General features: G+C 62.5%; 19 protein-coding genes. 14 read left to right on the top strand and 5 right to left on the bottom strand.

All coding sequences use genetic code 11. The features are described from left to right. Positions 1-16 precede the first annotated feature (16 nt). The 8 genes from can to F0P97_RS02780 all read left to right on the top strand — a co-directional run bounded on the left by can (position 17) and on the right by F0P97_RS02780 (position 8581). Positions 17-679 carry a carbonate dehydratase gene (gene can / locus F0P97_RS02745; protein WP_003059108.1) on the top strand — a complete coding sequence of 221 codons (663 nt, stop codon included), beginning with the start codon at positions 17-19 and terminating at the stop codon, positions 677-679. Positions 680-782: 103 nt separating this feature from the next. Continuing rightward, on the top strand, positions 783-2630 hold the full coding sequence (gene aceK, locus F0P97_RS02750; RefSeq protein ID WP_182285520.1) for a bifunctional isocitrate dehydrogenase kinase/phosphatase: 1848 nt from the start codon (positions 783-785) through the stop codon (positions 2628-2630). A gap of 41 nt (positions 2631-2671) precedes the next feature. Then, positions 2672-3856 carry an acetyl-CoA C-acyltransferase gene (locus F0P97_RS02755; RefSeq protein WP_182285521.1) on the top strand — a complete coding sequence of 395 codons (1185 nt, stop codon included), beginning with the start codon at positions 2672-2674 and terminating at the stop codon, positions 3854-3856. Positions 3857-3963: 107 nt separating this feature from the next. After that, positions 3964-5076, top strand: coding sequence for a hypothetical protein (locus F0P97_RS02760; RefSeq protein WP_182285522.1), 1113 nt, complete (start codon positions 3964-3966; stop codon positions 5074-5076). Continuing rightward, the gene (locus tag F0P97_RS02765) at positions 5073-5702 is read left to right on the top strand and encodes an MSMEG_1061 family FMN-dependent PPOX-type flavoprotein (protein WP_182285523.1); all 630 of its coding nucleotides are present in this window, start codon (positions 5073-5075) and stop codon (positions 5700-5702) included. Before F0P97_RS02760 ends, F0P97_RS02765 begins: the two co-directional genes overlap by 4 nt. 77 nt (positions 5703-5779) lie before the next feature. Beyond that, positions 5780-6451 carry an SDR family oxidoreductase gene (locus F0P97_RS02770; protein ID WP_182285524.1) on the top strand — a complete coding sequence of 224 codons (672 nt, stop codon included), beginning with the start codon at positions 5780-5782 and terminating at the stop codon, positions 6449-6451. 45 nt (positions 6452-6496) lie between these two features. Further along, complete coding sequence (locus F0P97_RS02775; protein WP_182285525.1) at positions 6497-7627, top strand: acyl-CoA dehydrogenase family protein; 1131 nt, start codon at positions 6497-6499, stop codon at positions 7625-7627. Positions 7628-7789: 162 nt separating this feature from the next. Continuing rightward, positions 7790-8581: an alpha/beta fold hydrolase gene (locus F0P97_RS02780; RefSeq protein ID WP_182285526.1), complete on the top strand. Its 792-nt coding sequence runs from the start codon at positions 7790-7792 to the stop codon at positions 8579-8581. Positions 8582-8601: 20 nt separating this feature from the next. Here the strand turns inward: F0P97_RS02780 and F0P97_RS02785 are convergent, their stop codons facing one another. Continuing rightward, entirely contained in the window at positions 8602-9093 is a 492-nt protein-coding gene (locus F0P97_RS02785) for a DUF421 domain-containing protein (RefSeq protein WP_182285527.1), read from the bottom strand. A 130-nt stretch (positions 9094-9223) separates the two neighbouring features. Between F0P97_RS02785 and F0P97_RS02790 the strand changes: the two genes are divergently transcribed. After that, entirely contained in the window at positions 9224-9637 is a 414-nt protein-coding gene (locus F0P97_RS02790) for a YchJ family protein (protein ID WP_182287085.1), read from the top strand. Then, entirely contained in the window at positions 9621-11450 is a 1830-nt protein-coding gene (locus F0P97_RS02795; protein ID WP_182285528.1) for a hybrid sensor histidine kinase/response regulator, read from the top strand. Before F0P97_RS02790 ends, F0P97_RS02795 begins: the two co-directional genes overlap by 17 nt. Here the strand turns inward: F0P97_RS02795 and F0P97_RS02800 are convergent. Further along, positions 11447-12142, bottom strand: coding sequence for a response regulator transcription factor (locus F0P97_RS02800; protein ID WP_182285529.1), 696 nt, complete (start codon positions 12140-12142; stop codon positions 11447-11449). The two genes, F0P97_RS02795 and F0P97_RS02800, sit on opposite strands and share 4 nt — an antisense overlap. A 167-nt stretch (positions 12143-12309) precedes the next feature. On the opposite strand from F0P97_RS02800, the gene F0P97_RS02805 reads away from it, so the two are divergent. Next, on the top strand, positions 12310-13347 hold the full coding sequence (locus F0P97_RS02805) for a hypothetical protein (RefSeq protein ID WP_232538102.1): 1038 nt from the start codon (positions 12310-12312) through the stop codon (positions 13345-13347). A gap of 101 nt (positions 13348-13448) precedes the next feature. After that, positions 13449-14174, top strand: a complete 726-nt coding sequence (locus F0P97_RS02810; RefSeq protein WP_182285531.1) for an HAD family hydrolase — start codon at positions 13449-13451, stop codon at positions 14172-14174. A gap of 7 nt (positions 14175-14181) precedes the next feature. On the opposite strand, the gene F0P97_RS02815 is transcribed toward F0P97_RS02810, so the two are convergent. Together F0P97_RS02815 and F0P97_RS02820 are read right to left on the bottom strand one after the other, a co-directional pair. Next, on the bottom strand, positions 14182-14877 hold the full coding sequence (locus F0P97_RS02815) for a DUF4336 domain-containing protein (protein ID WP_182285532.1): 696 nt from the start codon (positions 14875-14877) through the stop codon (positions 14182-14184). Between the two features lie 15 nt (positions 14878-14892). Continuing rightward, positions 14893-15969 (bottom strand): AraC family transcriptional regulator, encoded by a 1077-nt coding sequence (locus tag F0P97_RS02820; RefSeq protein ID WP_182285533.1) that lies wholly within the window; start codon positions 15967-15969, stop codon positions 14893-14895. Between the two features lie 135 nt (positions 15970-16104). Between F0P97_RS02820 and F0P97_RS02825 the strand changes: the two genes are divergently transcribed. Continuing rightward, on the top strand, positions 16105-17853 hold the full coding sequence (locus F0P97_RS02825; RefSeq protein WP_182285534.1) for an AMP-binding protein: 1749 nt from the start codon (positions 16105-16107) through the stop codon (positions 17851-17853). Positions 17854-17972: 119 nt separating this feature from the next. On the opposite strand, the gene F0P97_RS02830 is transcribed toward F0P97_RS02825, so the two are convergent. Then, a complete protein-coding gene (locus F0P97_RS02830) occupies positions 17973-19703 on the bottom strand; it encodes a Na+/H+ antiporter (RefSeq protein ID WP_182285535.1) in 1731 nt (576 codons plus the stop codon). A gap of 97 nt (positions 19704-19800) precedes the next feature. Between F0P97_RS02830 and F0P97_RS02835 the strand changes: the two genes are divergently transcribed. Further along, complete coding sequence (locus tag F0P97_RS02835; protein ID WP_182285536.1) at positions 19801-21408, top strand: carboxyl transferase domain-containing protein; 1608 nt, start codon at positions 19801-19803, stop codon at positions 21406-21408. Positions 21409-21415 lie beyond the last annotated feature (7 nt).

Raw genomic sequence — 21415 nt, forward strand, 5'->3', positions numbered from 1 at the left:
AAAGAAGGATAGCTTCATGACAACGACCTCCATCGAAGAACTGTTTGTCCACAACCGCGAATGGGCAGACCAGATGGAGCGTGATCGTCCTGGTTTCTTTACCGGACTGATGGCGCAGCAAAAACCCAAGTACATGTGGATCGGCTGCTCGGACAGCCGCGTGCCAGCCAACCAGATCACGGGTCTGGAGCCTGGCGAGGTGTTCGTGCACCGCAACGTGGCCAACGTGGTGGTGCCCAGCGATCTGAACTGCCTGTCCACCATTCAGTACTCGGTCGATCATCTGAAGATCGAGCACCTGATGGTGGTGGGCCACTATGGCTGCGGCGGCGTGTATGCGGCGCTGAACAATCTGCGCCTGGGTCTGGTGGACAACTGGACCCGCCACGTGCGCGACGTGCGCGACAAGCACATCAAGCTGCTCGAAGGCATCTCCACCCAGTTCCGCCACGATGTGCTGTGCGAGCTCAACGCCATCGAGCAGGTGGTTAACGTGGCCCAGTCCACCGTGATGCAGGATGCCTGGGCCCGCGGCCAGAAGGTGACTCTGCACGGCTGGTGCTACAGCCTCAACAACGGCCACATCACCAACCTCGAAATGACCGTGCCTGGTGTGGGCGGCCTGGAGGATGTCTACAACAAGGCTGTCGAGAAGGTCGCTGCGCGCAAGCGCGACTGATCGCTGCCGCAGCGCAGTTGCAGTGCCCTCAAGCGGACTCAAGGCCTGTGTCGCTTGTTCTGTTTGAGAGTGCTGCTCACTTATCTGGAGCGACTGGCCCGCCATGTTTCCGCAACGACTGGACGCCCCTGAGGCCTATGCCATTGCGCAGGCCCTGATGCACGGCTACAACCAGCATTACCGCATGTTCAGTGCGGAAGCTGCCCGAGCCAAGCAACGCTTCGAGACCATGGACTGGCAGGGCCAGCAGCAGGCTCAGCGCGAACGCATAGAGTTCTACGACCGGCAGGTGCGTGCCTGCATCCAGAGGCTGGAAGAGGGGTTTGCCGCCAGCCTGCAGAGCATGGCTGTCTGGCAGCAGGTCAAGCTGCATTACATCGGCCTGATGGTCGATCATCTGCAGCCGGAGCTGGCCGAGACCTTCTTCAACTCGGTCACCACCAAGATTCTGCACCGCACCCATTTCCAGAACGACTTCATCTTCGTGCGTGCGGCCGTCAGCACCGAGTATCTGGAAAACACTGCGCCGGGTGCCGTACCCATCTACCGCGCCTACTACCCCGGCAACCTCGCCCGCATCGAAGGCACGCTGCAGATCCTGTTCGAGCAACTGCAACTGCAATGCGGCTTCGAAGACCTGCCGCGCGACGTGCATCTGCTGGCCGAGCGCATACGCGAGAGGCTGGCGGGTCTGACGCTCAGGGCCAACTTCCAGCTTCAGGTGCTGTCCAGCCTGTTCTATCGCAACAAGGGGGCGTACCTGGTCGGCAAGATCATCACCGGCTATACCGAGCTGCCGCTGGCGATTCCCATACTGCATGGAGAGCAGGGGCAACTGATACTGCACGCGGCCCTGTTCGGCGAGGACGACCTGCATGCGCTGTTCAGCTTTGCGCGCGCCTATTTCATGGTGGACATGGAAGTGCCCAGCGCCTATGTGAGCTTTCTGCGCAGCCTCATGCCGCGCAAGCCCAAGGCGGAAATCTATAACGCCCTGGGTCTGGCCAAGCAGGGCAAGACGCTGTTCTACCGCGACTTTCTGCATCATCTGCGCCATTCCAGCGATCAGCTGCGCATTGCGCCCGGCATCAAGGGCCTGGTCATGCTGGTGTTCGACCTGCCCAGCTTCCCCTATGTGTTCAAGCTCATCAAGGACCGTATCGCCAGCAGCAAGGATGTGTCGCGTCCCCAGGTCAAGGCCAAGTACCAGCTGGTCAAGAAGCATGACCGTGGCGGCCGCATGGCCGACACCATGGAGTACAGCCTGGTGGCTTTTCCCAGGGAGCGCTTCAGCGATGAGCTGCTGGCCGAGCTGCATGCCCAGGCTCCCGAGCAGATCGAGATCAGTGACCGTGATGGCGACGGGCAGATGGAGGTCATCATCAGCCACCTCTACATAGAGCGCCGCCTGGTGCCGCTGAACCTGTTCCTGATGGAGTGTCTGGCCGAGGCAGATACCAAGCCGGAGCGCCGCGCTGCCATGGAGAGGGCGATTCTCGAGTACGGCAATGCCATCAAGGATCTGGTCGCCACCAATATCTTTCCCGGCGACATGCTGTGGAAGAATTTCGGCGTCACGCGTGGCGGCAAGGTGGTGTTCTACGACTATGACGAGATCGAATACCTGACCGATTGCAATTTCCGCGAGGTGCCGCAGCCGCGAACCGAGGAAGAGGAGATGTCGGGCGACATCTGGTACTCGGTCGGCCCCAGGGATGTCTTCCCCGAGACCTTCGGACCTTTTCTGCTGGGCCATCCGGCCGTGCGCGACATCTTCATGCGCCATCACGCCGATCTGCTGGAGGCCGAGTTCTGGCGCGGCCACCAGAGCCGTATCCGTGACGGTCATTTTCTGGACGTGTTTCCCTACGAGCGCAGCCGCTTTCTGCATGCTGGCGACGCAGGCCTGGACACGCAGCGTTTCGAGATTCCCGCCAATAGCCTCGCCTGAAGAGGCAGATCACATCCATCCATTTTTCAAGGAGACAAACCATGCATCAGGATCCCGTTGTCATCGTCAGCGCTGCCCGCACTCCCATGGGCGCGTTCCAGGGCGATTTTTCCGATCTGGCCGCCCATGACCTGGGCGGCGCAGCCATCAAGGCGGCAGTCGAACGTGCCGGAATCCGGCCTGAGCAGGTGGAAGAAGTGCTATTTGGCAACTGCCTGATGGCCGGCCAGGGCCAGGCTCCGGCTCGTCAGGCCGGCTTCAAGGGCGGCCTGCCGCAAAGCACAGGTGCCGTGACCCTGTCCAAGATGTGCGGCGCCGGTATGGAGGCCACCATCCTGGCGCACGACCAGCTCATCGCCGGCAGCCGCGAGGTGATGATTGCCGGCGGCATGGAGAGCATGACCAATGCCCCTTATCTGCTCAAGAAGGGGCGTGGCGGCTATCGCATGGGACACGACAAGATCTTCGATCACATGATGCTCGACGGTCTCGAAGACGCCTATGAAGCGGGCCGCTCCATGGGCACCTTCGGTGAGGACTGCGCCGCCAAATACCAGTTCACACGTGAAGCGCAGGACGCGTTTGCCATTGCCAGCGTGCAGCGCGCCCAGGCCGCGGCGCAAAGCGGCGCCTTCGATGCCGAAATCACTCCTGTCACCGTCAAGACCCGCAAGGGCGACGTGACCGTCAGCGTTGACGAAGGCCCGGCCAAGGCCAAGCTGGACAAGATCTCCAGTCTCAAGCCTGCGTTCAAGAAGGACGGCACCATCACGGCGGCGTCGAGCTCCAGCATCAACGACGGCGCTGCCGCCATGGTGCTGATGCGCGAGTCCACCGCAAGGCAGCTGGGCTGCAAGCCGCTGGCGCGCATCGTCTCGCACGCGACCTTTGCACAGGCCCCCGAGTGGTTTACCACTGCACCCGTGGGCGCCACCGAAAAGGCGCTGAAGAAGGCCGGATGGGCCGTGGAGGATGTGGACCTGTGGGAAATCAACGAAGCCTTCGCCGTGGTGCCCATGGCGCTGATGGCCGATCTCAAGGTCTCGCATGACAAGGTCAACGTGAATGGCGGCGCCTGCGCTCTCGGACACCCGATTGGCGCCAGCGGTGCGCGCATTCTGGTCACCCTGCTGCATGCGCTCAAGACACGCGGCAAGAAGAAGGGCCTGGCCACGCTGTGCATCGGCGGCGGCGAGGCCACGGCCATGGCAATTGAGCTGATCTGACGCCATTTGCTCAGAACCGTCACCGGTTTGCTCTACAGTGAACGCATGTTCAACGGATTGCACGCATTCGCGCTGAATGTGTGCAGCTCACATTGCGGAAATCATTCATGAGCGCAGACATTCACCACGACGAGAGCGAGACCATCAAGCCGCTGGAGCCGCAGCAGATTGATGCTTTCTGGGGCGATTTTTCCAACCAGCTGAGCCAGCTGGAGGGGCTTGATCGCCATGAGTTTGTGGAAAGCTCCAATGAGTTGCTGCACCAATATGCGCCGGGCCTGAGTCTGGAGCTGGAAGGCAAGCTCGGGGAAGCCGGCTCCCGTCTGGTGATCTCGGCCCATGGCAACACGGCGCAGTTCGAGAATGCCCAGGCACTGGTGCGCCAGGCGCCGCGTTTCGAGCATTACAGCGTGCAGGCGTTTCGCAGCCGCGCGCTGGGCAGCAACTTCGGCATGCGTATGGACGGCTTCGAGCTGGCCTGCTCCGATATCCGGGTGGGCTATTACGATGCGGGCGGCATCATAGGCCTCAAGCTCTCGTTCGAGAAGCCCATTGCCAGGGACATGGCCGAGCACGCGCAGCACATGGCTTTCATCATGCTGGACCATGTGCTGGGCGAGTGGGATTTTTCCGTACGCGTGGGCCCGGTCGAGTTTGCCTCCGAGGCTGCGGCCGATGTCTACGGCTCCGCTCTGCTGTCGGAGTTCCCGCCGCTGTTCGATGGCTTCATCCGCCAGCAGCTGGGCCGCAGCTATGAATTCCCCCAGGAAGACAGCGACCGCTGGCTCTCGCTCGAAGTGCGTGCACAGGATGCCGACGAGGATGCGCCGCCCGATATCCTGACCTTCCACGACGGGGCCAATGCCGTGGCCACGCGTGCCGATCTGTCGCATTTCATGGAGTGGCGCTTCACTTTCTCCAGCCAGCAAGAGCTGGACGGCGTGCGTGACGCCCAGGATGCGCTGGATGAACAACTCAGCCGCGAGCAGCGCGGCATTCTTGCCTTCTCGCGCGTGGAAAACATGAGTGCCCGCGTGGCCACCTACTATGTGGAAGATCCGGTCCATGCGGTGCAACTGGCCGGACAACTGGGCAGACAGCATGTGCCCGAGCTGGAGGGTGAGCTCAGCGTGAGCTTCGATCCTTCCTGGAACGAGTTCCTGTCTCTGTACGCCGCCATTCACCGCAACGACCGTCCCGAGGAGGTCCTGGCTTCATGATCACTTCGCGTGAGCAACTGCTGCAGTTGTATGACCCGCCGGCCGAGAGGGCGCTGCTCAAGCAGCAGTGGGAGCTGGATCGGCACTGCCTGCGCTTTATCGCGCTGTCGCCGTTTCTGGTCATGGCCACGGGCGGTCCAGGCGAAGCCTTGCTCGATGCCTCGCCACGAGGCGGCAAGCCTGGCTTCGTCAAGGCACCGGACGCCAATACCTTGCTCATTCCCGATGCCGGCGGCAACAACCGGCTGGACAGCCTGAGCAACCTGCTCGACGACCCGCGCCTGGGCCTGCTGTTCTTTGTGCCGGGCTTCGACGAAACCCTGCGTGTCAACGGCACGGCCCAGCTGCGTGACGAGGCGCATTACACGGCCTTGTTTGCCAGCGATCATTTCCGCCCCAAGCTGGTGATCGAAGTCCATGTGCAGGAAGCCTATCTGCACTGTGCCAAGGCGCTGATGCGCTCGCGCCTGTGGAGCGAGGAAGCCAGGGTGGCGCGCAACGTCATGCCTACGCTCAATCAGATCATCCATGCCCAAATGGGGCTGACCGCACAACCTGAATCGCAGGAAAGCATGGTGGCCCGCTATGGCGCCATGATTGCCGCCGAGCAGATCAAGAAAAGTTGATAGCTGACAGCGCCTGTCATGAAAGGATTCTCGATGAAAAACGTTTTGAAACCCAATATTCATAGGCGCAAACAGCTATGGCTTTGATACTGATTCTTGGCGCATCACGCGGTCTGGGGCGGGCCCTGGCCGAGGCCTACCTGGCGCAGGGCCACCAGGTGATTGCCACCGTGCGCAAGGCTGAAGACATGGTCGACCTGCAGGCACGGGGCGCCCGGGTGCTGCAGGTCGATCTGGCCGATCCGGCCAGCGTCAGCGGCCTGGCCTGGCAGCTCGACGGGGCCAGCATCGATATCGCGCTGTACGTGGCCGGCGTCTGGGACGGTCATGACGCAGGCGTGCCGCCTACCCAGCAGCAGTTCGACCTGGTGATGCACAGCAATGTGCTGGGCTTCATGCAGGCCCTGCCGCAGATTGCGCCCATGGTGCAGGAGGCTGGCGGCGTGATCGGCGCCTTCTCCAGCGGCATGTCCCTGCTGGGCGATGCGGACGAGAGCGCTTGGCTGTACCGCGTCAGCAAGGCTGCGCTCAATATGGCCGTGGTCTCGGCCTGCCGCCAATGGCCGGGCCTGACGCTGCTGGCGCTGGACCCGGGCTGGGTGCAGACCGAGATGGGCGGCGCTGCGGCCCCGCTGTCGGTGGCTCAAAGCGTGCAGGGACTGATGCAGGCCCTGGCGCAGGTCAAGCCCGAAGACCGTGGCCAGCTGCTGCGCCACGACGGCAGATACATCAAGCTTCTAGACGCCTAGCCCAGGCTGAACAACGGGCATATAGCTATAAATATCGGAGACAACATGCTGCTGAATCAGGACCAGGAAATGATCCGTGACGCTTTGCGCGATTTTGTGCGCGAGCAGATCACCCCCCATGCCGCGCGCTGGGACAAGGAACACCAGTTCCCCAAGGATGTGCACCAGGGGCTGGCCGCGCTCGGTGCCTATGGCATCTGCGTGCCCGAGGAGCTCGGTGGTGCGGGCCTGGACTATGTGAGCCTGGCGCTGGTGCTCGAGGAAATTGCCGCCGGCGATGGTGGCACCAGCACCGTCATCAGCGTGACCAATTGCCCGGTCAATGCCATCCTCATGAAGTACGGCAATGCCAGCCAGCAGGAGCAATGGCTGCGTCCGCTGGCCCAGGGGCAGATGCTGGGAGCCTTCTGCCTGACCGAGCCCCATGTGGGCAGCGATGCCTCGGCGCTGCGTACCACGGCTGTGCGCGATGGCGAGGACTACGTCATCAACGGCGTCAAGCAGTTCATCACCAGCGGCAAGAATGGCGATGTAGCCATCGTCATCGCCGTCACCGACAAGGCTGCGGGCAAGAAAGGCATGAGTGCCTTCATCGTGCCCACCGTCAATCCCGGCTACCAGGTGGCACGCCTGGAGGACAAGCTGGGCCAGCACAGCAGCGATACGGCACAGATCAATTTCGAGAACTGCCGCATTCCCGGGTCTAACCTGATCGGGGCCGAGGGCGAGGGCTACAGGATTGCGCTGTCCGCACTCGAGGGCGGGCGTATCGGCATTGCCGCGCAAAGCGTGGGCATGGCGCGTGCGGCCTTTGAATGCGCCCTGCAATACAGCAAGGAACGCGAGAGCTTTGGCCAGCCCATCTTCAACCATCAGGCCGTGGGCTTCAGGCTCGCCGAATGTGCCACGCAAATTGAAGCAGCCCGGCAGCTGATCTGGCATGCTGCCAGCCTGCGTGATGCGGGTCTTCCCTGCCTGAAGGAAGCCGCCATGGCCAAGCTCTTTGCCAGCGAGATGGCTGAGCGCGTATGCAGCGCCGCCATCCAGACCCTGGGCGGCTATGGCGTGGTGAGCGACTTCCCCGTGGAGCGGATCTATCGCGATGTGCGTGTGTGCCAGATCTACGAAGGCACCAGCGATGTGCAGAAGATATTGATCCAGCGGGCGCTGGCCTGATCTGCGCCTGGCGGCAAAAGCCCGCCGTTGTCAACTGCTGTGCACGAGGCTGTGGCACATCAGGGGACGGGCCGGTTGCCGATGTCACAAGGCCTGCTTAGGATGTGCTCAGTGGGGGAGTTCCCCCAGGGGTTTCAACCATTTGCAGCAGGAGTCCGCAGCATGCCTTTTGCCCAGGTCAATGGTCAGAATATCTACTACGAGGACACGGGAGGGCGTGGCCCGGCCATTGTGTTCTCGCACGGCCTGCTCATGGATCACACCATGTTCGAGCCACAGATACAGGCTTTGCAGGGGCTGTATCGCTGCATCAGCTGGGACGAGCGTGGTCATGGGCAGACGGCGGACCCCGAGCATTGCGAAGCGTTCAGCTACTATGACTCGGCCGACGATCTGGCGGCCTTGCTCAAATATCTGGGTGTGGAAAAAGCCGTGCTGGTGGGCATGTCGCAAGGCGGCTATCTCTCGCTGCGCTGCGCGCTGATTCATCCGGATGTCGTGGGCGCGCTGGTGTTGATCGACACCCAGGCCATGCTGGAGGATCCCGAACAGATGCCGCACCATGAGGCGCTGCTCAAGGCCTGGATGGAGCATGGGCTGTCGGATGACATGGCCACCATCGTGGAGCACACGATTCTGGGCCAGGGTTGGCCGGGAGCTGAGCAGTGGCGCGCCAAATGGAAACAGGCCTCTCCGATCAACCTGGGGCAGAGCTTTGCGACGCTGGCGCTGCGCGACGACATCAGCCCGCGCCTGGCCGAAATCAAGGTGCCTGCGCTGGTGATTCATGGCGACAAGGATGCGGCCATCGGTGTGGAGCGTGCGCGGGCCATGTTCAAGGGCCTGCCCCAGGCCCAGTGGGTGGATGTGGCCGGCGCAGGCCATGCAGCCAATCTCACGCACCCGGAACCCGTGAATGCGGCCATCAGGCAGTTTCTGGACGGCCTGCACTGAGAACCAACACGTACTGAGGTTCAGGCCTCTCCCAGCTCTGCCATGCTGCGCTTGCGCAGTACCACGGTGATCTGTCCGTTGGTCTCGATCGTGGCGCGCTCCACCTCATGCGCGTTGAGGCAGCCATTGGAGCGCAGGGCTGCCGCGAGGTCTTCGGCAGTGATCTGCTCCTGCGTCATCAGACTGGGTTGCACAATGCCCTGGTGAATCAGGACCTTGGGCTTGCCATTCACCAGCCTGCGAAGCCTCGCAAAGCGGTAACTCAGGTGGGAGAGCAGCGCATGGCAGGCCAGCAGCGTGCCGGCACTGATCAGGCCGCCGATCAGCGAGTTGTCGCCCGCATTCATGGAGTTCTGTACTGCGTTGGAAAGAATCAGCAGCAGCACCAGATCGAAAGGTGCGTACTGGCCGGTCTGGCGCCTGCCGGTCAGACGCAGAAACACCAGCAGAAACAGGTAGACGCTAACACCGCGAATCACGAACTCCCACCAGGGAACCGCCATGGAGAACATAGACAAACCTTTGAGCAGCGAGCTTTGAACTGCCGCTACTGTGCTATGAGGCGACCGACTGCGCAAGCCGGCTTGTTCGTTGTTCGACTTGGTCGACAATGCAGCATTGCCAATCAAGACTGCCAAAGTTGTGAAAGAAGCTGAGAAAAAGCGGGACTGTCCCTGTGGACGCAAGAATGCCAAAGGCCGGCTGCTGGCCTATGCCGATTGCTGCGGCCGTTACATCGATCACTGGGATACCCGGCCCGCTCCCGATGCCGAGGCTCTGATGCGCTCGCGCTATACGGCCTTCGTGTCTGAGAACCAGGAATACTTGCAAGCCACCTGGCATGCCAGCCAGCGCCCGTCCCAGCTTGATTTTGATGCCGCCACCAAATGGCTGGGGCTGGATGTTAAGCAGTTTCAGTCGACCGGGGATGCTTCAGCAGAGGTCGAATTCGTCGCCCGCTATCGTTTGGCGGGGCGTGCCGTACGCCTGCATGAGCGCAGCCGCTTCGTGCTCGAGGGTGGGCGCTGGTTCTACGTTGATGGCGATCAATTCTGAAGTCGATTCGGCGCAGTTGACCCGGCTGCAGGCCGGTCTGCGCCTGTTGCAGTCACTGGCTTCGCGTGGCTCCTCCGAAATCGCGGCCTTGCTGATTCCAGCCCTGCTGCTGTGGGTCAGTACCCGCAACAGCCCAGCCGTCAGCGCCGGGCTGGCCTGGTGGTGGGGGCTGATGATCGTCATGGCGCTGGGCTTTTTGCTGTTCCGCCGCAGACTGCATCGCCAGTGGCGGTCGGCGTGCGATTGGGAGCCATTGCGACTGCAGGCGGCATTGACGGCATGGCAGCGACAGCTGGCGCTGGCCGCGTTGATCAACGGCCTGCTCTGGGTGAGCGTGCTGGCCTTTACCTGGAGTGACAGCCACAGTGAGCTGCGCCTGCTGATCTATCTGGTACTGCTGGGCGTGATGGCATCGGCCGCCACCTTTCTGGCCCCCGTGCCGCAGGTGTTCGCAGCCTTCATGGCGGGCATCTACTTGCCGATGTTGCTGTGCACGCTGCATTACTTTCCGAAAAAAGGCCCTTATCTGCTGCCGCTGCTGCTGCTGTACGGCGCCATACTTGTCCGCCACGCCTGGGGTGCGCGGCGTTTCGTGCAGCAGCAGATGGCGCACGAACTGGAGCGTCAGGCACTGGCGGAGCGCTACCGCGAAGCCAAGGAACAGGCCGAGAATGCGCTGGCCGAAAAAAACTGGTTCATTTCCGCCGCCAGTCATGATCTGCGGCAACCCCTGCATGCCATGGGCCTGATGCTGCAAGCCGCTCATCAGCGCAATCAGGATGACGATCTGGCGCAGCTGCTGCAGGAAATGCAGGCCTGCACGCGCGACCTGGGCTCCATGTTCAACGACCTGATGGACCTGTCGCGGCTTGAGGGCGACAGCTTCGCACCGCAATGGCAGGCGGTATCCATGAGTGCGGTGCTGGACGAAGCCCGGCGCCTGTTCGCGCGCGAGGCAGCGCAGCGTGGTCTGCGTCTGCGCGTGAGGCAACCAGCTCATATGCCGGCACTGTGCACGGATGCGGTGCTGTTGCGGCAGATGGTTTTCAATCTGCTGCAAAACGCGCTGCGCTACACCGACCAGGGCGGGGTGCTGCTGGCGCTGCGGCACAGGCAGGGACGCTGGCTTTTGCAGGTGTGGGACAGCGGTTGTGGCATGAGCGAGCAGGAATGCGCACAGGTCTTCATGCGTCACTATCGCAGCCCTGCGCGTCAGCAGCGCGATGCCAGAGAGGGCGTGCCGGCGCCATTGCGCGGGCGTGGCCTGGGCTTGTCCGTGGTGGCACTGGCAGCGCAGCGGCTGGGCGTGGAGTGCGGCGTGCAGTCGTTGCCGGGCAAGGGCTCGTGTTTCTGGTTGCGCTGGCCGCAGGATGCCGAGCAGTGGCAGACCTCGTCCGTGCTGCCTGTACCGCCGATATCGACTGGATCGCAGTGGTTTTCCCCTTTGCAGGGGCACTGTCTGGTCGTGGAAAACGATGCGCAGCTGGCCCCGGTGCTGGTACAGATTTTGCAAAGCTGGGGTGTGCAGGTGCAAAGAGTGCGCAGCTTGGTTGAGGCGCAGCAACTGCTGGCCGATGGATTGTTGCCAGACTTTGTGTTGTGCGACCAGCGATTGAAGGATGGCGCAAGCGGGCTTGAGTGTTTGATGCAGCTTCTGGACCAGCATCCGCAAGCCAGCGGTGCTTTGATGAGCGGCGATGAGGAGATGCTGGAGCAGGTCCAGGATCAGGGTTATCTGGCCCTGGCGACCCCGCTGCAGCCCGACCAGCTGCATGCGGTGCTGGCGCGCTGTATGGCGATCTCCCAGCCTTAGTCCAAGTCGACCTCTATGCCTCGCATGCGCGTGATCAGGGCCACGCGGTTGCTGGCACCCAGGCGCTGCAGCAGGGCGGTGACATGCTCCTTGACCGTGTATTCGGACAGGTTCAGTGCCTGTGCAATGGCGCGATTGGGCTTGCCCTGCAGCAACAGGCTCAGTACCTGCGCCTGGCGGGCAGTGATGCCGAGCTCTCTGGCGCTCATATGCAAGATGCTGCCCGCGGTTGGAATCGGAGGTGCGGTAGGGATGGGAGGCAGGGCCTCAAACCAGATGCGGCCATTCAGCAGGGCTTGCACCGCTGCCTGAAATTCGTGAGACGGACTGCTTTTGTGCACAAAGCCATGCACACCTGCGGCTGCGGCCTTGCTGATGATGGCCGGGTGCTTGTCGCCGCTGGTCACCAGAATGCGTGTGCCAGGAGCCAGAGCCAGAATGCTGTGCACAAATTCCAGAGATGCACCGTCCTCCAGCCAGAAGTCCATCACGGTGATAACGGGCTCACCCAGTGCAGCAATCACGGCCAGCGCCTCATTGCCGTGAGCCGCGCAGCGCACCTGGCGCACGCCGGCACTGCTCATCAGCACTTGTGACAGGCCCTCGGCGACCAGCGGGTGATCATCCACCACCAGCGCATAGGGCTGTGCGCACAGTTGAGTGGTGCTCAGGATTTGCAGTAGATCGGGCATGAGCCTTCCTTTGGGCTTGGTAACAAAGACCCCTCCTCGGTAGGGAGTGGTTTGCTCGCAAGCCTTCTGACAATGTCTGTAAGACGACGCTGATGGCTATCTCAGTGTCGGGATCTGGACATTTTCAACCAACATCAAGACCGAGGAGCAAGCCTGTGTCATCTCGTATGCAAATCACCCGTAGAACCGCAGCCCTGTTGCTGATTTCCACCCTGGCCGCCTGTGGCGGCGGTGGAGATGGTGGCAGCAGCGGAAGCATAGGCGGAGGCGGCGGCTCAGAAGGCGGTGGAGGCAATACGGGAGGCGGCGGCAACGGCAATCAGGCCGTCACGGGAACTTACAAGATGGGCGGCCAGACTGCCACCAGCCATGCGCAGATGCTGGATTTTGCCAACAGCATGGGGGCCGACGGCTATGCGCTGTTCAGCTCCCTGGCGGGATCGATCAGCTCGACCGGTTCGGAGATCGGCGACTTCTATCTCACGGATACCGCACATGCAGGGCGCAAGTTCAGCTATGTCAATCCTGCGGCACAGCCATCACGCACCGCCTTTCTGGCCCAACTGAACCAGCAGGGCAGCAGCGGCTATATGTACAAGTCCGATGCGGTGTTCGGCGATGTCGGCGACATCCGCAGCGTCTACGTCAAGGACAACAGCCGCAGCGACCAGTTCAGCTACAGAACGGTGACGCCCGTGGCCACCACCGCCGAAGCCTTTGCCACGGAACTGAACGGCCAGGGCGCCGAAGGCTATCGCTATCTGGGTCCCCAGATCGTCAACAACGAGCTGTTCAGTCTGTATGCCAAGCGCAATGACGGCGTCACCTATACCTATCAGGTCGACAAGCTCGGCAGCTCATTCTCGGCCGCCGATGCTGCAGCGATGAGAACGCGTCTGGCCCAAAAGGGGGCGGATGGCTGGTTCATCCGCGGCACGCAGAGGCTGGGCGGTGACCCGCTGAACATGAGCTATGTGGATGTCTTCGAGAAAAGCTCGGCACAGAATGGCGCCATCGAATACCTGGTCGAGGCCTCGGCAAGCAGTGATTCGCTCACGACCCAGCTGAGCAATATGAATGCCAATGCGGCCAAGGGCTTCTTCTATTTCAGCGGGATCATGACTGCCGACAACAAGACAAGCACCATCTACGCCAAGAACAGCGCGTGGATGATCAATCCGCTGGCCGGAGTGACCTTCCCCTGAACTCGAAAAGGGCGTGAGCGCATAATTGCGCCCTCTGTTTCTTGATACTAGGCGCCGTTGAGCGCCTTTTTTGCATCCGACGATGCACTGGTAATGCTTTCATGACTGCTTTTGACGCTGTGCTTTTCGACTGTGATGGTGTGCTGGTGGACAGCGAGTCCATCACCAATCGCGTGCTGTGCACCATGCTCAACGAATCTGGCTGGGCCATCAGCCAGGAACAGTGCACGCGCGACTTCATCGGCAAGACGGTGCGCAGCCAGGCGGCCGTGATCGAAGCCCATACCGGCAAGCCGCTGACCGATGCCTGGATGGCCGAGTTCTACGAGCGCCGCAATGCCGCCCTGCGTGCCGAACTGGTGGCCATCGATGGCGCGCTGGAAGCGGTCGGGCAGATTCACGCGCTGTGCAACGGTCGCATTGCCTGCGCCTCCGGTGCGGACCGTGCCAAGGTGGAGATGCAGCTCGCCAAGGTGGGCATGGCTCCCTATTTCGAAGGTCATGTCTACAGCGGCCATGAAATGCCGCGCAGCAAGCCTTTCCCCGATGTGTATCTGGCTGCGGCCGAGGCGCTGAAGGCCGATCCCGCCAACTGCCTGGTGATCGAGGACACCATGACCGGGGTTCAGGCCGGTGTGGCAGCAGGTGCCACCGTCTGGGGCTATTTCCCGGCGGATCAGGGTCATGCCTCGGCAGAGCAACTGCTCGAGGCTGGCGCAGCCTGCGTGTTCGGAGACATGGGCGATTTGCCCGCCATGTTCGAGGCCGTGCGCAGGAGTGCCGCCAGCGCCTCGGCTGGCGATGACGACGAGCACGACCTGCGGTAAAGCGCGCTCAGTCCCAGATCGACAGCGCCTCGCGCAGGTGCTTCATGGGCTGATCGTCGATAACGCTGTTGTGCAGCAGTATCACGCGCTGTACGGGCCAGCTTTGGACACGCTCCACCCAACTGCGCACGGCGGCCTTGTCCCTGACCAGCAGGCGCACGGTGCGCGGTACGGTCAGGCGCTCATGTCCGCCCGTCAGACCCAGATACATGCGTACCGGCAGGCTTAGCGGTCCCTGCCAGCATTGCAGCACGTCGGTAGCGACGAGGCTGCCGCTGGCCGGGTGGAACCACAGCGTCTCGTCGAGCATGGGAAGGCCGTCCAGCGGCAGGCATTGCAGCTCGCCTGCCCAGGGCGCTTCAGCATCTGGCGGCAAAGGCTCCAGCAGCGGCAGATCCGGCCGCTTGCGCAGCACGCCCTGTGTGCCATAGATCCGGGCCTGTGGATAGAGCCTGGCCAGTTTGCCCAAGAACAAGTGGTGCATGGCGCTGGGTGCGACTATGTGCTGCACCGGTCCCAGGGCGTCGAGCGCAGCTTTCTGTCCGTCCGTCAGCGGCACTGCAGAGTGAGAGAACAGGCTGCCGTCGGCCAGCCGGATCACCGTCATGCGTGTGCTGACCTTCAGCCCTGCATTGCTGAAGTGATAGCTGAGTGCCCAGACCCCATCAGCGATTGCCTGCCAGTTTTCTGAGGATTCCTGCATGGAGAGCTCCTTGCGTCAGACGGCGCGCTGGCCGGCGGTCTTGCGAAATTCCGAAGGGGACAGCCCTGTCCAGAGGCGAAAGGCGCGGATAAAGCTCTTGTCGTTGAGAAAGCCGCAGGCCTGGGCCACGCGCTTGATGGGGCGGCTGGTGCGCAGCAGCAGCGCAATCGCGCGTTCACGCCGGATATCGTCCTTGAGGGCCTGCAGCGAAATACCTTCTTCCTTGAGCTGGCGGTGCAGGCTGCGCTGCGACAGATGCAGCTGGCGGGACAGCGTTTCAGCCGTCTGCTGCTCCTCCCCGCTGGCGGCCAGCAGATGGCGCACACGCTGCACCAGAGTCTTCTCGCGTTGGTAGGGGCGCACCTGGATCGGCAAGGCGCGCTGCAGCATCCGGTTGAGGGCCGCCTCGTCGCGCGCCAGCGGAGCCTGCAGCCAGCGTGCTTCAAACTGCAGACTGGCGACGGGTGCATCAAAAGCGATGCTGCCCGGTGCGAACAGCACCTTGTAGACGCTGGCATGTGCGGGCTCGGAAAACGGAAAGCTGGCATGCAGCAGGCTGATCGGTTCGTTGATCAACCAGCTTGCAAAGCCGTGGATATTGCGCAGCACCGATACCATGCAGAACTCGCGCATGCTTCCCAGCGGGCGGCTTTCATGCAGGGTGAGGGTGGCAATGCCAGCTTGCTCGCTGAGCTGAAGCTGTATGTCCTGTGCAATCAGTCCGTGATGGCGGCACCAGCGTGCCAGCGCCAGGCCCAGTTGCGGAGCGCTGATGCTGGCGCGGGCCAGCATGCCGTAGCTGCCCCAGGGCAGGCGGCGCTCGAACCAGCCCAAGGCTTCATCGTCCAGCTCGCGCATGGCTGCGTCGGATAGGGCCTCCATCTGCAAAGCCGTGATGCGCTCGTTGGCATCGTCAATCAGGTTTGGCGGGATTTGTGCCTTTTCCAGGGCACCTAGCGCTGACATCTGCCTTGCTTCATAAGCGCGGACAATGGCTTTCACAAACGCCATGGGGGTAATTGCCGGGTGCGATTTGAGCACGGAGCTGGCATGGTGTGGCAGAGGAGTCTTGACCAGGGAAGGGGTGAGCATTTGGCAATTATTGCAACCTTTGTGACTTCTTCTGGACAGGGCTTGCCCTTATTCTGAGGCGCAGAAAACGGTGCTGAATGGACGCCGTGCAGCCAGTTCGCAGGTGGCTGCCGGCACGCAAGGAGACACAAGACCATGCCATTGCAAGTGAACGCTCTGACCGCCAGCTATGCCAAGGGGCGCACGGATGTGCCGCTGATCGAGCAGACGATTGGCGATTTTTTTGCCGCAATGGCAGGGCGCCAGGGCGCGCGTGACGCGCTGGTCAGCCGTCATCAGGGTCTGCGCTACAGCTATGCCCAGCTGCATGTGGCTGCGCGCCAGCTGGCCAGCGCGCTGCTGTCGCAAGGGCTGGTCAAGGGTGACCGGGTAGGGATCTGGAGCCATAACAATGCCGAGTGGGTGCTGCTGCAGCTGGCCACGGCTCAGGTGGGACTGGTGCTGGTCAACATCAACCCGGCCTATCGCACCTCTGAAGTCGAATATGCGCTCAACAAGGTGGGCTGCAAAGCGCTGGTGTCCATGCCGCGGTTCAAGACCAGCGACTATCTTGGCATGCTGCGTGAGCTGGCGCCCGAGCTGGCGAGCTGCGCACCGGGACAGCTGCAATCCAAGCGCCTGCCTGCCTTGCGCACGGTGGTGTGGATTGATGCCGCAGGCCCAGGTGCGACCGGTCCAGGGGCCGCGGAGCTGGACGCCGATCAGCCTGGCATGCTGCGCTTTTCGCAGCTGATGGCGCAGGGAACCAGTGCGGACGAGCGCATCGATGCCATCGCGGCCACGCTCAGCCAGCACGATCCCATCAATATCCAGTTCACCAGCGGCACCACGGGCTTTCCCAAGGGGGCGACGCTGACGCACCGCAACATCCTCAACAACGGCTTTTTCATTGGCGAATGCATGCGCCTCACGCCCGAGGACCGGCTTTGCATTCCCGTGCCGCTGTATCACTGCTTCGGCATGGTGCTGGGCAATCTGGCCTGCTTCACCCATGGCTCGACCATCGTCTATCCGAATGATGGCTTCGACCCCATCACCGTGCTGGAGGCGGTGCAGGCAGAGAAATGCACGGGTCTGCATGGCGTGCCCACCATGTTCATTGCCGAGCTCGATCATCCGCGCTTTGCCGAGTTCGATCTGTCCACGCTGCGAACCGGCATCATGGCGGGCTCGCCCTGTCCCATCGAGGTGATGAAGCGTGTGGTGAAGGATATGCATCTGAGCGAAATCACCATCGCTTACGGCATGACCGAAACCAGTCCCGTGAGCTGTCAGAGCGATGCCGACACGCCGCTGGAAAAACGCGTTGCCACCGTGGGCAAGGTGCAGCCGCATCTGGAGGTGAAGATTGTGGATCCATCCACCGGCGAGATCATGCCGCCGGGCCAGTCCGGCGAGCTGTGCACGCGCGGCTATTCCGTCATGCACGGCTACTGGGAAGACGAGGCCAGAACCCGCGAGGCCATCGATGCCGAGCAATGGATGCACACCGGCGATCTGGCGACCATGGACGCCGAAGGCTATGTGAATATCGTGGGCCGCATCAAGGACATGGTGATCCGTGGCGGCGAGAACATCTACCCGCGTGAGATCGAGGAATTCCTCTATCGCCACCCCAAGGTGCAGGACGTGCAGGTGGTGGGCGTGCCCGATGTGCGCTATGGCGAGGAGCTGTGTGCCTGGATCATTGTCAAGCCCGGTCAGGAACTCGGCGAGGATGAGATCCGTGAGTTCTGCAAGGGGCAGATTGCGCACTACAAGGTGCCGCGCTATATCCGCTTTGTCCAGGCCTTCCCGATGACGGTGACGGGCAAGATCCAGAAGTTCAGGATTCGCGACGAGATGATCGAGTTGCTGGATCTGCGCGTCATCAAGACGGCCTGAATATGTGCTCCCCCCTGAGCGGCTTCGCACCTTTCCTGCGCCGGGTGCCCCCCAAGGGGGACGACACCCTCGGTGCGGTGCGGTGCGGCCAGCTTCGGCCCTTCCTCGGTGTCTCTGGCTTAGTGATTGGACGGCGTGCTGGTCATGGTCAGACCCGCTGCGCGGCGCGCCACGATCAGGCGCTTGCGCATGGCGATTTCCTGCATGTCCAGCTCGCTGACCAGGCTGCGCAGCGATTCGTCGTTGATGCGGTGGGCCTGTCTTTCGGCGTAGTAAAAGTCCCGCTCGGCATGAATGCACTCGATGCGGGTTTCGATCTCCATCACATAGCGCAGCTTGCGCTGGCGCACGACTTCGGGCGCTTCGCGCAGCAGCTCTATGCTTTGCGCGGCGCCGCTGCCGTCGTCGAGCAACTGGATGCGGTTGCGGTATTCCTGGGTCAGGTGGCCGTTGACCTCCTGGCGCATCGCCACCCATTCGGGGTCGCGGCGCTGCATTTCTTCCTCGCTCAGCGTGAGCTTGGCCATGGCCGCCATGCAGGCCTGTTCGCGGGCCAGGCGCTCCTCGCGCACGGTGGGCGACTCTTCGTGCGGGGGCAGGTGGCGCAGCACGACGGGAAGGCCCACGGCGCCGATCACCAGCGTGAACAAAATGGTGCCGGTGGCGAGAAAGACCAGCATGTCGCGGCCCGGGAAGGGCTGGCCGTTGTTCAGCAGCATGGGCACGGACAGCGCACCGGCCAGCGTGACCGCGCCGCGAATGCCGGCCAGCGTGGTGGCCAGATTCAGCAGTGGCGAGGGACGCTCGGACATCTTGCCCTGCCGGTGGGCGCGCAGCAGAGATCCATGCACACCCAGGACCAGCCAGATCCAGCGCATCAACAGCAGCGCAAACGAAATCGCGGCCACATAGCCGACCAGAATCCACCAGTCATGGCCGGCCTGATGCAGCGGCACGCCGATGATGGACGGCAGCTGCAGGCCCAGCAGCAGGAAGATGGCGCCGTTGAAGGCCGATTCCACCATGCTCCAGGTGCCTTCGGTCTGCAGGCGTTCGCTGATATAGCTGCTGCGCTCCAGGTCGGCGAAATTGGTGGCGATGCCGGCGGTCACGGCAGCCAGAATGCCCGAGACTCCGATTTTCTCACCCACGATATAGGCGGCAAAAGGCAGCAGCACCAGCAGCAACACCATCTGCGTGGCAGCGACATCGCCCAGGCGGCGCGTGATGGTGCCGCGCGCATGGCTGAAGCCCCAGCCTATCAGCGTACCCACACCCAGGCCGCCGACGGCCATCCAGGTGAATTCCTTGGCGACTTCGCCCCAGGAGAACATGCCGGTCAGCGTGGCTGCAATCGCAAATTTCAGCGCCACCAGACCCGATGCGTCATTGAGCAGCGACTCGCCCTCCAGCACGTGCATGGTCTTCTCGGGCATGCCCAGATTGCGCGTGATGGCCGAAACGGCCACGGCATCGGTGGGCGAGATCACGGCGGCCAGGGCAAAGGCCACGGTCAGCGGAATCTCGGGAATCATCCAGTGGATGAGATAGCCCAGGCCCAGCACGGTGAACAGCACCAGGCCCAGGGCCAGCAGCAAAATGGGTTTGGCCAGCGCAAAGAATTCACGCTTGGGGATGCGCCAGCCGTCGGCGAACAGCAGCGGCGGAATGAACAGCAGCAGGAACAGCTCGGGGTCGAACGCGATGTGCAGGCCGGCTTGCGGCCAGGCAATCAGCGCACCCAGTGCGATTTGAATCAGAGGCAGGGGGATGGCCCGGATATAGCGGGCCACAATGCCTGTCAGCGCTCCCAGCAGCAAGACAAGCAAAACGGTTTCAACAGCGTGCATAAGGCATTTTCTTCAACTGCCGTGGCAGTGCTGTGTCTGAGCAAGAAAAAAACCAAGTTCCCGTATCGGGCAAAGTAATCAAGACAAGAGGCAAGCGATGAGCATTCTGGGTACACAACTGAATCCGCGTTCGGCAGATTTCCTGGCCAACGCTGCCGCCATGCAGGCGCTGGTCAATGAGCTGCACGCACGCTGCGATCAGAACGCACTGGGCGGCAACGAAGCGGCACGCGCCAAGCATGTGGCGCGCGGCAAGCTGTTGCCGCGCGAGCGCGTGCAGCGGCTGCTGGACCCCGGCACGCCGTTTCTGGAGCTGTCGCCGCTGGCCGCGCTCAATATGTACAACAATGATGCACCGGGCGCCGGAGTGATTGTCGGCGTGGGCCGCGTCAGCGGCGTGGACTGCATGATCGTCTGCAACGACGCCACCGTGAAGGGCGGAACCTACTACCCGATGACGGTGAAAAAGCATCTGCGCGCGCAGGAGGTGGCCGCGCAGAACCGTCTGCCCTGCATCTATCTGGTGGACTCGGGTGGTGCCAACCTGCCCAATCAGGACGAGGTCTTCCCCGATCGCGAACATTTCGGCCGCATCTTCTACAACCAGGCCAATATGAGCGCCCAGGGCATCGCCCAGATCGCCGTGGTCATGGGGTCGTGCACGGCAGGCGGCGCCTATGTGCCGGCCATGAGCGACGAGTCCATCATCGTCAAGAACCAGGGCACCATCTTTCTGGGCGGCCCTCCCCTGGTCAAGGCCGCCACCGGCGAGGTGGTCAGTGCCGAGGACCTGGGCGGCGGCGATGTGCACACGCGCCTGTCGGGCGTGGCCGACCATCTGGCCGAGAACGATCTGCATGCACTGGCGCTGGCACGCCAGGCAGTGGCAAACCTGAACAAGGGCAAGCCCCAGTCGCAGACCGACCATGCGCCGGCCGCCCCCCTCTTCGAGAGCGAAGAGCTGTATGGCGTGATTCCCGTCGATACGCGCAAGCCCTTCGATGTGCGCGAGATCATCGCCCGCATCGTGGACGGCAGCCAGTTCGACGAGTTCAAGGCCCGCTTCGGCAACACCCTGGTCTGCGGCTTTGCGCGCATCGAGGGCATGCAGGTCGGCATCATCGCCAACAACGGCATCCTGTTTTCCGAGTCGGCGGTCAAGGGCGCACACTTCATCGAGCTGTGCTGCCAGCGCAAGATTCCGCTGGTGTTCCTGCAGAACATCACGGGCTTCATGGTCGGGCGCAAATACGAAAACGAAGGCATTGCCCGCCACGGCGCCAAGCTGGTCACGGCCGTGGCCACGGCGGCGGTGCCCAAGTTCACCATCATCATCGGCGGCAGCTTCGGCGCGGGCAACTACGGCATGTGCGGCCGCGCCTATTCGCCCCGTTTCCTCTGGATGTGGCCCAACGCGCGCATCAGCGTCATGGGCGGCGAGCAGGCGGCCAGCGTACTGGCCACCGTCAAGCGCGACGGCATCGAAGCCAAGGGCGGCCACTGGAGTGCAGAAGAAGAGGAGCGCTTCAAGGCGCCCATCCGCCAGCAGTATGAAGACCAGGGCCATCCCTATTACGCCACGGCGCGACTCTGGGACGACGGCGTGATCGATCCCGCCGACACGCGCCGCGTGCTGGCGCTGGGCCTGGCGGCGGCGCGCAATGCTCCGATTGAAGACACGCGCTTCGGCGTATTCCGCATGTAAGCGGCTA

The organism is Comamonas testosteroni (assembly GCF_014076415.1).
Taxonomy (GTDB): domain Bacteria; phylum Pseudomonadota; class Gammaproteobacteria; order Burkholderiales; family Burkholderiaceae_C; genus Comamonas; species Comamonas testosteroni_F.